The following is a 14,454-nucleotide window of genomic DNA, read 5'->3' as shown; positions in this document are numbered from 1 at the left end:
ATGTATTACTATTCACTATTTCTTCCCAGTCAGCCACTGATCCTGCAGTTTTTGTTCTGCCGGGGTCGGATTAGCTTTGTACTGTAAGCTTTCTATCGTCATTTTATCCAGAACAGCTTTTCCTTTAAGATCTATTTTGTCCGTTTTGTCCCCATTTTTTCTTAAAACGGTAACTGTAACATTCTGGCCTTCTTTAACTGATTTAGCATAATTGATAAAATCCTGCATATTCTGAACATTGATAGTTTTACCATCCAGAGCCACAATTTCGTCTGTGATTTTAAATCCTATGCTTTTTGAAAAAGGAGACAAGGCAGAGCTTTCATCAAAGATAAAAGTATTATTCTTATCGTTATAACCCGTTTGGTTGGGATCTTTGATGAACCAGAAAAGGGGAGGTGTATCTTTCTTTTTTGCTTCTACACCTACAATATTCAGATATTCCGCATAAGGGGTTGGCTGGTTTCCTGCAATATATTTGTTATAAAAATCTTTTATCTGAGGATAGCCGGTTACCGTTACCAGTTCATCGATCAGTTTATCATCCTTGAATGGTTTATTTTCTCCGAATCTCTGGGACAGCTTTCTGATCATATCACGGTATCCCATTTCACCATTAGAAAGCTTTCTCAGCTCAATATCCAGACACATCGCCAGCAATGTTCCTTTTTCGTAAACGTTTCTGTACTGATCTTTGTACTCGTCTTTCAGGATATTTTTACTCATCACCGTAAACGGCATGGTATCATCGTAATTCTTCGAATTCGTGATCTTCTCATTGATTCTTTGAAGGAATTCATCCTTATTGATCAGGCCTTCCTGAATCTGGAATAGATTGGCAAAATATTCCGTTCCGCCTTCATACATCCAAAGATGCTGAGACATTTTAGGATCTGCATAATCAAAATAATGGATCTCTTCCGAATGCGTTTTCAAAGGATTCACTGTATGGAAGAATTCGTGAGAAACCACATCTGTAATGGTTTTGTCAATCGCTTCTTTAGGCATCATTTCAGGAAGCACCACACTGGTTGACTCATGGTGTTCCAAAGCTCCGAAACCTTTAATTTGCGGTCCGTCACCTCCCGAAAGATACAGCATGATCGCATATTTTTTATTGGTATTCATGTCGCCAAGAAATTTCTTCTGGGCCAATACCATTTTTTCAAGATTGTCTTTAAAATCGGCTGCTTTGTACTTTCCGGTTGGAGAATAAACACCTAATACCAGATCCATTCCTCCTGCATTGAAGGTGATATAATCAGGTTTCGTGTACATCAGCGGAGAATCGGTTACTTTAGCATAATTAGCCAGGGTAAAAGTATCGGTAGCATCAGATTGATCCTGATCTACCAAAGCTGTTGTGCCATAGAATCCAGCAGGTTTCTGAATGATCAGCTGATAAGGAACATCCTGCATATTGTCAATATATCCAACGAAACCGTGGGTATTGACCATATAAACTTTCCCTTCCTCAATATCAGTTCCAGAAGGAGAAAACACCGCTTTATGCTTTGAATTATCCATTTCATCATCAAAACTGTCATTCACCAGATACGTGATCCTGGTTAAATCTTTAGCGTTTTTTAATGAATACGTATTGTCATTAACTTTGGTGTATTTGAGTTCTCTTCCTTTATTGTCGAAAAACTTGATTCCTTCCACAAATCTTCCGTAGTCATCTACAGAATAAGTGCCCGGAACCGTTTTAGGAAAATGAAATTTAATGTCTCCGGATTTCATTTTTGGAAACTCCATCGTAACGGCTACCTTGTCGTCTTTTACATTCACAAGATCTATCGTCGTTTTTATAGATTGGGCATTGGCCAGAAAAGCGGCGAAAAGACCCAGGGTGACTGCTGTTTTTCTCATTAGGTTTAAATATTATAGTTAAATAGTAGTTTTTTTGAACAATTTGTTACGGAAGGGACTATTAAACTTTTCTTAAAATTGATAAGATAAAATTATTGATTTAATGATTTTCCTGTATGAAGAGCGATTCTTGTCAGCTCCTGAAGCGAAATAAAAAAGGCAAATCCGTGGATAACGAATTTGCCTTTTAGCTTTACTGAACCTTTTTATAATTGATATAATAGTTTGTATTAAATGCTACGGGAGTATTTTTCTTAAGTTTTACAGTCTGCCAGCTTTCCGTAGGATGAATGGTCTGATCGCCGTTTATAATGATGGGTAGTTTAAGATCTTTAATACCATCAGTGTATCGGAATTTTAAAGAATCTCCGTTTTGAGAATATTCCAGGGTAGGAATTTTTACCGTTCTTAAATACTGATTAAAAATACTAGATAAATCAATTCCTGATTTTGAGGACATATACTCTTCAATCTGTCGGGTTGTTACCGTCTGATGATAGAAATCTTTATTCAGCCCTCTTAAAATCTGTCTGAATTTTTCATCATTGTTGATCACCTGTCTTATTGTGTGAAGCATGCTGGCGCCTTTGGGATACATATCACCGCTGCCTTCGTTTCTTACCCCGTATTTTCCAATGATATGAACGTCGTTCTGAATATTTCCGCGGATTCCCATGGCATACAGGTCAGCAGACTTTTTATCCATATATTTTTCTGTGAAAAGCACTTCGGAATACATGGTGAAACTTTCATGAATCCACATATCAGCCTGATCTTTTGCGGTAATATTATTGGCAAACCATTCGTGTCCGCTTTCGTGAATAATGATATAATCCCAATGAAGACCTACCCCCGTTCCCGAAAGATCTGAACCACGGTAACCATTCGTGTAGCCATTTCCGTACGCCACGTTACTCTGGTGTTCCATTCCCAGATACGGAGAATCCACCAGTTTGTAAGAATCTTCATAGAAAGGATACGGTCCGAACCAGTACTCAAATGCAGAAAGCATGGGTTTTACCTGTTGAAACTGTTTTTTTGCTTTTTTAAGGTTATAGTCCAGGACCCAGTAATCAAGGTCAAGTTTTCCCTTTTCCCCATCAAAAGTATCTTTAAAATTCACATACTTACCAATATTAGGAATGATGGAGTAGGCGTTAATCGCATTTTTTACTTCCCATGTATACGTTGTTTTTCCGCCTTCCGTTTTTTTATCGGTCAGTCTTCCGTTTCCTACGCCTACAAGGTCGTTCGGAGTAATGATCTTCATCACGATCCCGTTTTCAGGTTCATCGCTCCATATATCTTTTGTGGGCAGCCAGATGGACGCTCCGATTCCTTCATCGGCAACACTCATCCACGGATTTCCTTTTTCATCTTTAGTGAAGACCCAGCCTCCGTCCCAGGGTGCATTTTTTGCGATTAAAGGTGTTCCGGAATAGGTGACATTAATCGTATATTTTTCTCCTTTTTTGAATTTCTTTTTTGCCGTCACCCAGATGAAGTCATCCTCCTGCTTGTAATGGGCAACCGGAAAATCAGCTTCTATTTTATCAGCCTTCATCGGCTTTTGCAGATCAATCTGAAAAACAGGATCTGTAATGTCTTTCGTAATTTCAAAGCTGATCTTGTTATAGCCCTTAATACTTTTCTGTTTAAAATCAGGTTCTACCGAAAGATCATATTTTTTGACATCCCAAAAATTTCTGAATGGAGTGTCAGAACCTTTCAAAGTATCCTGTTTTGTAAAAACCTTGTCTTTTTCAAAGAACTGTCCGAAGACCAGGCCCGAAGCAAATAAAAGTGTATAGGTCAGCTTTTTCATTTAAAATTAAATTAAATTCTTTCAAAAATAGAAAAATTAATCGCACAATGCAGCGTTCACTAAAAAAAATATAAAATACACGAAGGAAGACTAAAAGATCATTCACGATCAGACTATCGCACAAAAAAAGCCCGGTTGAAACCGGGCTGTGATCGTATAAAATAAAAGGTTTATTTCTTAATGAATTTCAGTTTTGAAACGATTCCTTTATCTTCAATCGTAATGACAAATACTCCCGGAGTCAGTTTTGATACAGGGATTTTCTGATTCACCACAGTACCGTTCATTACAGCCTGTCCTGCCATGTTGAAAATGCTGAACTGTGCCTTAGAAGAAATATGAGTCACATTCAGAACATCATACGCCGGATTAGGGTAAATCTGTACTCCGTCATTGTCTTTAACCACATCGCTGGTGCCTAAAGCCTGAGGAAGAATTTTTACTGCATAATCTTCAATTTCTCCATATTGGAAATTAGAACATCCGCTGGTTGGCTGGTCTTCATAGGTTAATACCACTCTCATGGTTGTATTGGAAGTCCCTGAATAAGCATTTGCTGGTACAGAGAATGTTCCTGAAACAGGCGTGATAGCACTTGGTGCGCTGGTATACACTATCTCAGAATCAGAGAAGTTTCCGTCTCTGTTAAAATCAATCCATGCCGTAACCCCTTCGTTATACGTACCAGCTGTCCATCCTTTAGTAATGCTTAATGTATTACCGGAAGCGCCCTGGGTAAGGGTGATTAATTTTGCAGGATCTGCAGCATAACTTGTATATGCTGAACCTACACTTGTATTGGACATTGCAGTTCCTCCTGAAGGAGTTACCGTAACATTTGATATAAATTCATCTGCTGGACTGGCGGTATTGTTGGTACATAGGGTATAGCCTAATGTCGTAAAATTACTTACCGGAGAGAAGGTTCCTGTTGCAGATCCGCAAATATTAGCGATCTGATATTCATATTGGGTACTGTTTTCAAGTCCTGATACAAAAGATGAGTTGGCATTCATTGTTGCAGAAGTCCATGCAGTAGCACCTGCCTTTCTGTATCTTAGAGTATACTGTCCTCCCTGAAGCGCAGCCCAGTTAATGTTTGCGGAAGACATTGTGATTCCTGAAACCGCTATTCCTGTAGGTTCAGCAATAGAGCAAGCTCCGGCACTGGCACTTACCGTAGCATTTCCGATAGCATAAAATACATTATCGATAGCGCTTACTCTGATCTTCACGGCAGAACCGGTGGCAAGAGAGGAGAATGTAAATGGCTCAGCTCCGTCATTCGGAGTAGAAGGCGTCACTACAGTCCATGTTGCTCCGTTATCTGTCGTATAATCAATTTTTACATTTTGTACATTATAAGTACTGTTATTGGTATTTACAACATCCCAGGTAATAGCTCCGGCTGTATTATTATAAACAGTCGTTGAAGTAACTTTGAATGGTCCGTCATTTCCTATTTCCAGATTTATTCTTTCGCTTTGAGTCTGTTGTTTTGTAATGTCAGGATTGTTATCTCTTACCGTTACTTTAAATCTCATCCCTCTTGGCACAGTAGAAACCGTTTCCCAACCTGTAATATTTGAAACAGAACCGTTCAGAACTGTTGTCAGAAGAGGGAAATATCTAGTCGGAGATACTGTAGGCATCAGAGATCTGAAGTTGGCTCCGTTTTTACGGGTTGCACTTACGGGTCCGAAAGTTGTGGTCGCAAGATCGTATTGTTCCCATGTATACGTCATCGGATCATTTTGTGCGTCAGCAGCAGAAGCGGTTAAGGCAAATGCAGTTCCTTTGGGTACTGCTTTGTTGGCAAGCGGCTGAATAGTAGGAGGGGTATTATTGGTAATGGTCGTGATGGTTCCACATTCTTTAGAATTCACATACGCCTGTACTTCCTCAATATTTTTGGTATGGAAATAAGCGTCAGAATTCATCTGAACATTGGCATTGGTAATACCCGCATATCCCATAATCGTGGATCCTGATCCAGGTTCCATATGGGCTCCATGTAAAGCAAGAGACATCGTGTGGGCACCTCCAAACTGATGACCTATTTCATGGGCTACGAAATCGATATCATAAGTATCTCCAAACGGCTGATCTACGATAAGAGGAGAGGTAATTCCTGCTCCTTTTGAAGTCGCATCATTATTACTTGCAGGGTTGATACAAACATTTCCTACACGGCCTGCGCTTCCACCACCGCCTCTGTGTCCGAAGAAATGGCCGATATCATAACCCGCATTTCCTATAGCAGCAGTAATCGTCTGCTGTACCTGAAGATTCCATGCTCCCGGAGCACTGTAGCTCCCATTTGTATTTTGAATGACATTAGAATAAGGATCGGTAGCAGGGTCTGTAAAGATAAGCTGAGGAAGATCCAGAACATTCATGTGGATACCGAAATCTTTTTCGAATACCCCATTTACCCTCGCCATTGTTGCATTAATGCGGACTGCTGCCCCTGCAACACCTCCGGCTAACTGCGTATATTCTGCATTAACAGAGATGGCTAATCGGTAGGTTCTGTATTTCTGATCAGTGCTTTTATGAGTATTTCCTGAGTTTAAAACATTTTTAGACTGAAGAAGCTTACTCATTTCCTTTTTCGATTGCTCAGGTTCGAATGTGCTGCATTCAAAAGGATTTCCGCCTTGCGGTTTATTGGATTTTAAAAATACTCCATAGACATCCTTTTCTTTATTGATAGGCTCAATAAATTCATATTTCCCGGTCACTGCATCAAAAATCATCGACTGGAAATCATTTGGAGCTGTACTGAATCTGATTTGCTTATGAGGATTGTCTATACCAACCCCTGAATAAGCTCCCAGTTCATAACGGTCTGCCATGGATTTCTCCACAACAGGCGAGCTGTATACGTAGAATCTTTCCACTTTTCCATTGGTTGTAGGTAAAGAAATAACCACCGGGCTGCCGCCTTGTCCTGCTTCAGGAGCATTTTTTAAAAGACCTCTCAAAGAGTTTAAGTCTACCTTGTACGCATACAATACATTGACTTCCTTCCTTATCGGAGCTACTTTTTGAGAGACAGGCTCCCAGTTCTGTGCATGCAGGCCTATAAAGCTTGAAGCCAAAGCACACGCAAGAATAATTCTCTTTTTCATAATATTATTTATTTCGTGAAAGCAAATATAAAATAAATTAACTTTAATACAATCCTTAATTTGTTGTTAAATAGAAAATTATATTGTATTTTTTAATGAAAAAGAAGATTTTTTTAGGGTGTTAGTTTGATTTTTTAGTATTTTTTATTGTATGTGTTTTTGTCAGTGAAAGTCTGATTATGGATGTGATTCACTGAAACTGATGTTTTTATACTATTGGAATGTTTGAGTTTTTATAAAGATGAACCGGACCATGTTCAAAAATAACTCCATCAGTATAGCTCATCGGGACATACTTCTAGACAGGTTTTTATTTTAACCTCATGTCAATCCTTATCTTCTAAAGGATAGAAAAGTCAGGCAATGGTTATGAGGTTTTCACATAGAGAAATAACCGGAAACGCTAATGAATCCTAGTCAGTTATTTCCCTTTTTGTTCTCTTATTTCTGAACTACCGGAAGATTGGCAGCATTTCTCTGTACTTTTTTGTAAGTGAAAGAGCACATGATGATGCTGAATTCATACAGAATAAGCAGTGGAAAAGCAGCCATGATCATACTTAATACATCGGCAGGCGTAATGATAGCAGCCACAACCATAATCAAAACAATTGCATGACGACGGTAAGTCTTCATAAACATAGGCGTCAGAATACCTATACTGGTAAGAAAATATATAAGAATCGGGAACAGGAAAATAATTCCCATGCCTAAAATAACCTGTAAAAATAGAGTCGTATAATCGCTTAGGTCATAAAGCGGGATGATAATATCTGAAATTTTGAAAATTACACCGAAATTAACGGCAAATGGAAGGATCAGGAAATAACCGCATAAAACTCCGGTCATGAAAAGAATCCATACCGCATTGATAATAAAGATAGAGTTTTTTCTCTCCTTTGGATGAAGAGCTGGGCCAATAAATCGCCACAATTCCCACACAATATAAGGAAAAGCGCCTACAATACCTCCGAAAACAGAAACAGCCATCATCACATTAAACTGCTGATAAAGCCTCTGTACACGAACCGGAAACTCTTTGGGAAGATGAATGCTGTCTTCTCCTAAAAGCAATCTTGAAAAATGATTCACTACTCGGAAAGTGGGAAAATCATTTCGTGTAGGGCCAAAAAAGATATGGTCCATGATCCAGTTGATATTGAATCCTACGGCAAAAGCAACAACTATAATTGCAATAATTGAGCGAACAAGATGACCTCTTAATTCTCCAATATGTCCTAAAAAGGACATTTCTTTTTTTTCGTCCATATACTACAGTCTATCTAAAATAGTAAACTCGTCAGAGTGAAGCTGTTTAAGTTTGCGAAATTATGAAATAATAATCAGTATTCAGAATTATTGGAAAGGATTTTGACCAAGTTTATAAAGGAAATGTCTTTATGTTTGATTTCCAGAAAAAAACAGGCGGTATTTTGATGAATACCGCCTGCTGATTGATGATGATCAGTGAAAATAATGTTGAACAGATCTAATTGATTCCTTCGTCTAACAACGTATGAAGATCTATGATTCCGGAATATTTTCCGTTTTCTGTAACAATCAGCTGACCGATATTGTTTTCTTTAAGAATTTTCAGAGCCTCTTTTGCCAGGGTATGGCTTTCAATGGTTTTAGGATTGGCAGACATGATGTCTTTAGCCTGTACCTTAGTGATGTCATCTCCTTTCATCAACATTCTTCTCAAATCTCCGTCTGTAATCACTCCGATGATCTTATCCTCATCCGTAACCACTGTAATTCCGTGACTTGAAGCGCTAATGGAAATAATTACATCCCTTACCGGAGCATGCTCATCCACCTGAGGTTTCTGCGGAGACAAGAACTGATCTACTTTTGAAACAAGATTCTTCCCCAAACTTCCACCGGGATGGAATTTGGCAAAATCATTCTCTCTGAAATCATTAAGCTCCATTAAAGCAACAGCCAGGGCATCTCCAAGGGCCATTTGGATCGTGGTAGAACTTGTAGGAGCCAGTTTGTTCGGGCAGGCTTCCACATCTACGTGCGTATCCAGAACCACTTCGGAAAATTCGGCAAGTTTGCTGGTTTTGTTACCGGTCATTCCTATAAGAGCCGAAGAGTAGTCCTTTAAATAAGGAACCAGATTGGCAATTTCAGGAGAGTTTCCGGAATTGGAGATGCATAAAACGACATCCTGCTTCTGAATGACTCCAAGATCTCCGTGAATGGCTTCCGAAGCATGAAGAAATTGTGACGGGGTACCAGTGGAATTTAAAGTAGCCACTATTTTGTTGCCTACATGGGCAGATTTCCCGATTCCTACAACAATTAACTTCCCTTTTGCCGAATGAATAACCTCTACTGCTTTGGCAAAATCCTCATCGATTCTGTTCTTTAATTTTTCAAGTTCTGCAATTTCTATTTCTAAAGTGCTTTTGGCAATTGAAATAATGTCGGTTCTTTCCATTTAATTAGTATAAGGTATACAAAAAATCCATTGAAAAACGTTATATTTAAAAAAGAATATTTAATATAAGTTTTATTTTTTATAAATTCGTTCGCTTTTATTTTAAGCAGAATTTTTATAACTTTGGGTTGGATGCAAATTTAGCAATAGAAAATTAGATGAGCGCAAAAAAAGCCAATTTATCAGGCGAATTGAAAAAGTATTTCGGGTTTTCTACATTTAAAGGCCAGCAGGAACAAATCATTGAAAACCTACTCAGTGGGAAGGATATATTTGTATTAATGCCAACAGGAGGGGGTAAGTCATTATGCTACCAACTTCCGGCACTTATTTCAGAAGGTACGGCAATAGTAGTTTCGCCCTTAATAGCGTTAATGAAGAATCAGGTAGATGCCGTGAATGGCCTATCATCTGATGACGGGGTGGCACACGTTTTAAATTCATCATTAAACAAGACACAGACAAAACAGGTCTTTGACGACATCAAAGGCGGCAAGACCAAACTTTTGTACGTAGCTCCGGAATCATTGATTAAAGATGATTATCTGGATTTCCTGAGAGAAGTGAAGATTTCTTTCGTGGCTATTGACGAAGCGCACTGTATTTCAGAATGGGGACATGATTTCAGACCGGAGTACCGGAATCTGAAGTCTATTATTGACAGGATTGCCGATGTTCCGGTGATTGCTTTGACAGCTACTGCAACACCCAAAGTTCAGGATGATATCCAGAAAACTTTGGGAATGACCGATGCGCTGGTTTTTAAAGAAAGTTTCAACCGCCCCAATCTCTATTACGAAGTACGCCCAAAAGTCAATGTAGACAAAGAAATTGTGAGATTTATCAATCATCACAAAGGGAAATCCGGGATTATCTACTGTCTGAGCAGGAGAAAAGTGGAAGAGTTTGCCCAGCTGTTGCAGGTCAACGGAATCAATGCGCTTCCTTATCACGCAGGTCTCGACCAGAAAGTAAGGGTAGCCAATCAGGATAAATTCCTGATGGAAGAAGTGGATGTCATTGTAGCGACCATTGCATTTGGAATGGGAATCGATAAGCCGGATGTCCGTTTTGTGATTCATTATGATTTTCCCAAATCTCTTGAAAGCTATTACCAGGAAACGGGAAGAGCAGGAAGAGATGGTGGTGAAGGATATTGTCTGGCATTTTACGATCCTAAGGATATTGAAAAGCTGGAAAAATTCCTGGCCCAGAAACCTGTTTCGGAAAGAGAAATCGGACTACAGCTTCTGAATGAAGTGGTAGGCTATGCTGAAACTTCCATGAGCAGAAGACAGTACATTCTTTGTTATTTCGGGGAAAATTTTGATCCGGTGAAAGGAGATGGAGCCGATATGTGCGATAATTCCTCTGATCCCCCAAAATTGAAAGAGGCGACAGCAGATCTTACAAGAACCCTGGAATTGATTAGAGATACAGGAGAAAAGTTCAAGTCTAAAGATCTGATCTCGGTCATTGTCGGGAAAGAAAATGCAGTCACAAAATCATATAAACTGGAACAGACTTCCTATTTTGGTTTTGGAAAAGCAGAAAAAGACAATTACTGGAAAACGATCTTGAGACAGGCTACAGTTCAGGGCTTTCTGCAAAAAGATATTGAGACCTATGGCGTTTTAAAAATGTCTGAAAAGGCCAGGAATTTCTTGAACTTGGAATCTAAAGTACCTTTCCTGATCGCTGAAGACAGAGAATTTGACCTCAGCCAGACCAAAGCAGAAAGTGAACAGGTACAAATGCAGGCCAGCAGTGGTCTGGATCAGAATCTGTTTAGCCAGCTCAAAGACTTAAGAAAAAAAGTAGCCAAAAAATATGGAATTCCTCCTTATACAGTATTCATGGATCCAAGTTTGGAAGACATGACCGTTCAATACCCGGTTTCGGTGGATGAAATTGCTAAAATCTATGGAGTAGGAGAAGGAAAAGCCAAAAAATATGGTAAAGAATTCGCAGACTTTATCAAAGCTTACGTTGAAGAAAACAATATAGAACGTACTCAGGATATGGTGCTGAAACAGGTGGCCAACAAATCCAGCCATAAGGTTTTCATTATCCAGAGCACGGACAAAAAGATTGACCTTGAAGATATTGCAAGAGCCAAAAACCTTTCTATGACTGAGCTTCTGAAAGAAATGGAAAGCATTGTTTATCAGGGTACCAAGCTGAACATTGATTATTATATTGAAGATAATTTTGATGAAGATATTGTAGATGGTTTTATGGAATTCATGACCGAATCTGAAAGCGATAGTATGAAAGTGCTTCTCGATGAATTTGGAGATGAACTTTCTGATGAAGAAGTCAGAATGCTGAGAATAAAATTCATCAGTGATGTAGCCAATTAAGGATGGAATTACATGATAACGAAATAATTTTAAAAGAAATTCTTCCAAAGAAGAGTTTCTTTTTTAATATGACTGAAAAAATAAGAGTTATATTTTCTTTTTTTTATCTGGGAGTATCTTCCATTCTTCTTATTAATATGACTTCCTTCTTTTTCTTTTTTGCCATCATATTTTTTGGTGCAGGACTGTATTTTGCTTTTTTTAGATGGGTTTTAAGGTATTTTGATTTGAGAGATAATTATTATCTCATTACTAATGAAAGAATTATTGTTGCTGAAAAGTTGACCAAAGAAATTATTAAAGAAAAAAAACTTGCAGAAATAGATCAGGTCAATATTGAAATGAATAATCAATTTTTTGGAAATATTATTTTTGGTGAACCTGAGACTATTTTTGGTAAAAATGATGAGCCTTTTTCTTTTTTTAAGACAAAGGGGATGAATTTCAATGAAGATGAGTATGCTTTTATCAGCGTTGACAATATCAGCGAAATTATTCCCGTGTTTGAAAACTTAAAATTAAAGGTTAATAAAACTTTTTACTAACTTTACACTGATGAAAAAAATTTCTGTCATATTTATTCTGCCGGATCTGGAAACCGGTGGTGCAGAAAGAATTGTTACCACCATTGCCAACCATCTTTCCAGAGACCGTTTTGAACCGAAAATCCTGCTTCTCCGCAAACAGGGAGGATACCTTAATTTTCTTAAAAAAGACGTTGAAATCATAGATATCAATACCGAAAGAATCAGGCATTCCCTGAAGCCTATTTTGGGGGAGATTTACCGCAGAAAACCGGATATTGTATTTTCAGGTTTTGGGGAGGTTAATGCCTATCTGGCTATGTTTATTAAACTTTTTCCACGAACAAAGTTTATCGCCCGCGAAACCAATGTAGTATCCCAACATGTAACCAGAAAAGAGATTAAATTCTTCTATAATTTTTACAATAATTATCAGAAAATCATTGCCCAAAGCGATGATATGATGCATGATCTGGTTGATCATTTTAATATTAAGAAAAAGAAAATCGTTAAAATAAACAATCCGGTAGATTTTGATTTTATCAACGAAAAACTGGAAGGTTCTGTGAAACCGGAAGGCTTTAAATACAATTATAAAAATGTAGTCGCCATTGGAAATTTATCAGGCAGAAAAGGATTTGATAACCTGCTGAAAGTTTTTTCAAGGCTTAAAAACGAAAATATTCTGCTTCACATCCTGGGAGACGGTAAAGACAAAGATGTACTGCTTCAGATGAAGGATTTTCTTGGATTGAAAAATGTCATTTTTCATGGCAGGCAGGATAATCCTTACCAGTTTCTGAAATTTGCCGATCTTTTTATCCTTTCCTCAAGATATGAAGGTTTTCCTAATGTTCTTTTGGAAGCCGGAGCCTGCGGAACCTATTCCCTGGCCAATAATTGTCCCGGAGGAATCAATGAGATCATTCAGCATCAGGTGAACGGGGAAGTTGCGGATATTGAAAATTATGACAATTTTTCCCAAAGGGTGATGAATGTGCTTCAGGAAAATCATAACCGGGATGCCATAAAAAACTCGATCAGATCGAGATTCTCAAAGAATATCATTCTCGATAAATATGAAAAGGTTCTGATCGACCTGGTCGGAAAATAACCTCTTCCTGTAGACATCAACTTATCTTTTGGCAGTCTATGATCATTGAATGTATTGTTTTTTCCGGAATTGCTGCGGCCCTATTATGTACATTGCTTCTTTTATCTAAAAATGAAAACCGACATTCGGAGTATTATTTAATGATCTGGATGACGGTTTGTTGCTCAGGCCTTATCTATTATCTGTTTCCTTCTGTTCTTCCTGAATATCTTCAGAGCTTTGGTTTCACCATTCCTGTGCTGAGCATGGCGATGCTTTATCTGTATGTTATTTCTATAACCTTTAATACGGAACTGCGCTCAAAATATCTCATCAGACATTCTCTTTTTTATATCTTTTATAATGTTGTTTTTATTTTGACTTCTGCATTGTATCAAAAGATTGGTTTCAAAAACAATATTCCTTATTTTATAAATGGAAAGCAGATGGAAGTCATGAATTTTTTGACTTATCCGATGGCTGCACTGCCAGTTCTGTATATCATCTTATGTTTTTCGGCATTAAAAAAATATCAGAGACTGCTTCCGGAATATTATTCTGCTTTGGAAAAGATCAGTCTTAACTGGCTGAAATACATTTTTGTTTCTTTGATTGTGCTGTTTTTGGTTGTATTTTGTATTATCACATTCAGCTCAAGGGCCGAAAATTTATCTTTAAGCGGAACTTTTAGAATAGTGGCCGCAGTACAAAGTATTTATTTATTCTGTATCGTCTTTTTCAGTTTAAGACAGCGACTGATTTTTTCTCCCCATGGGGTATGGGTTGCTCCTGATCAAAATGATAAAGAAAAAGCCTCTCCCGTGAATGCTGGTAATGTATCGCATGATATTTCCATGAAATTACTGGAATTGATGATAACGGACCAACCGTATCTGGATGAAGATTTAAGTCTTTTAAAACTATCTCAGCAATTGGAAGTGTCTACCCACCAGCTATCGCAGGTCATCAATCAGAATCTGAATACGAATTTTTATCAGTTGGTCAATTCGTACAGGGTAGAGGAAGTGAAGAAAAAACTGAAAGATCCTCAATTCAGTAAATTTTCGATTCTTGGAATCGCTTTTGAATCAGGATTCAACTCCAAATCTACCTTTAATAAAATCTTTAAAGAGGAAACCGGAATGACACCGTCCGAATATAAGAAATCCGGATTACCAACAAAAGAGTCCTAAC

The 14,454-nt window shown here is 38.0% G+C and carries 9 protein-coding genes; 4 read left to right on the top strand and 5 right to left on the bottom strand.

Annotated elements, in window-relative coordinates:
* Positions 1-15: 15 nt before the first annotated feature.
* The 5 genes from BW964_RS02205 to BW964_RS02185 all read right to left on the bottom strand — a co-directional run bounded on the left by BW964_RS02205 (position 16) and on the right by BW964_RS02185 (position 9,280).
* Positions 16-1,872 (bottom strand): M61 family metallopeptidase, encoded by a 1,857-nt coding sequence (locus BW964_RS02205; protein ID WP_076504330.1) that lies wholly within the window; start codon positions 1,870-1,872, stop codon positions 16-18.
* A 193-nt stretch (positions 1,873-2,065) separates the two neighbouring features.
* Positions 2,066-3,697 carry a M1 family metallopeptidase gene (locus BW964_RS02200; protein WP_076504328.1) on the bottom strand — a complete coding sequence of 544 codons (1,632 nt, stop codon included), beginning with the start codon at positions 3,695-3,697 and terminating at the stop codon, positions 2,066-2,068.
* 170 nt (positions 3,698-3,867) lie between these two features.
* Positions 3,868-6,831 (bottom strand): reprolysin-like metallopeptidase, encoded by a 2,964-nt coding sequence (locus BW964_RS02195; protein ID WP_076504327.1) that lies wholly within the window; start codon positions 6,829-6,831, stop codon positions 3,868-3,870.
* 441 nt (positions 6,832-7,272) lie between these two features.
* Positions 7,273-8,100: a twin-arginine translocase subunit TatC gene (gene tatC, locus BW964_RS02190; RefSeq protein WP_076504325.1), complete on the bottom strand. Its 828-nt coding sequence runs from the start codon at positions 8,098-8,100 to the stop codon at positions 7,273-7,275.
* Between the two features lie 220 nt (positions 8,101-8,320).
* Positions 8,321-9,280 (bottom strand): KpsF/GutQ family sugar-phosphate isomerase, encoded by a 960-nt coding sequence (locus BW964_RS02185; protein ID WP_076504324.1) that lies wholly within the window; start codon positions 9,278-9,280, stop codon positions 8,321-8,323.
* A 158-nt stretch (positions 9,281-9,438) separates the two neighbouring features.
* On the opposite strand from BW964_RS02185, the gene recQ reads away from it, so the two are divergent.
* Genes recQ through BW964_RS02165 form a run of 4 tightly spaced genes read left to right on the top strand, consistent with a single transcriptional unit; the run spans position 9,439 to position 14,453 of the window.
* On the top strand, positions 9,439-11,643 hold the full coding sequence (gene recQ, locus BW964_RS02180; RefSeq protein ID WP_076504322.1) for a DNA helicase RecQ: 2,205 nt from the start codon (positions 9,439-9,441) through the stop codon (positions 11,641-11,643).
* A gap of 2 nt (positions 11,644-11,645) precedes the next feature.
* Entirely contained in the window at positions 11,646-12,188 is a 543-nt protein-coding gene (locus BW964_RS02175; protein WP_076504321.1) for a hypothetical protein, read from the top strand.
* Positions 12,189-12,198: 10 nt separating this feature from the next.
* A complete protein-coding gene (locus BW964_RS02170; protein ID WP_076504318.1) occupies positions 12,199-13,281 on the top strand; it encodes a glycosyltransferase in 1,083 nt (360 codons plus the stop codon).
* A gap of 38 nt (positions 13,282-13,319) precedes the next feature.
* Positions 13,320-14,453: a helix-turn-helix domain-containing protein gene (locus BW964_RS02165; protein WP_076504317.1), complete on the top strand. Its 1,134-nt coding sequence runs from the start codon at positions 13,320-13,322 to the stop codon at positions 14,451-14,453.
* The last annotated feature ends 1 nt before the right edge of the window (position 14,454 follow it).

Source organism: Chryseobacterium shigense (assembly GCF_900156575.1).
GTDB classification, from domain to species: domain Bacteria; phylum Bacteroidota; class Bacteroidia; order Flavobacteriales; family Weeksellaceae; genus Chryseobacterium; species Chryseobacterium shigense.
Note: the sequence above shows the minus strand (reverse complement) of the source record. Positions and strands in the feature narration are given on the sequence as shown.

Bases quoted from the DNA above. Each gene is read 5' to 3' on its own strand.
- BW964_RS02170 (WP_076504318.1), top strand. From the start codon at position 12,199: ATGAAAAAAATTTCTGTCATATTTATTCTGCCGGATCTGGAAACCGGT.
- BW964_RS02200 (WP_076504328.1), bottom strand. From the start codon at position 3,697: ATGAAAAAGCTGACCTATACACTTTTATTTGCTTCGGGCCTGGTCTTC.
- recQ (WP_076504322.1), top strand. From the start codon at position 9,439: ATGAGCGCAAAAAAAGCCAATTTATCAGGCGAATTGAAAAAGTATTTC.
- BW964_RS02165 (WP_076504317.1), top strand. From the start codon at position 13,320: ATGATCATTGAATGTATTGTTTTTTCCGGAATTGCTGCGGCCCTATTA.
- tatC (WP_076504325.1), bottom strand. From the start codon at position 8,100: ATGGACGAAAAAAAAGAAATGTCCTTTTTAGGACATATTGGAGAATTA.
- BW964_RS02175 (WP_076504321.1), top strand. From the start codon at position 11,646: ATGGAATTACATGATAACGAAATAATTTTAAAAGAAATTCTTCCAAAG.
- BW964_RS02185 (WP_076504324.1), bottom strand. From the start codon at position 9,280: ATGGAAAGAACCGACATTATTTCAATTGCCAAAAGCACTTTAGAAATA.
- BW964_RS02205 (WP_076504330.1), bottom strand. From the start codon at position 1,872: ATGAGAAAAACAGCAGTCACCCTGGGTCTTTTCGCCGCTTTTCTGGCC.
- BW964_RS02195 (WP_076504327.1), bottom strand. From the start codon at position 6,831: ATGAAAAAGAGAATTATTCTTGCGTGTGCTTTGGCTTCAAGCTTTATA.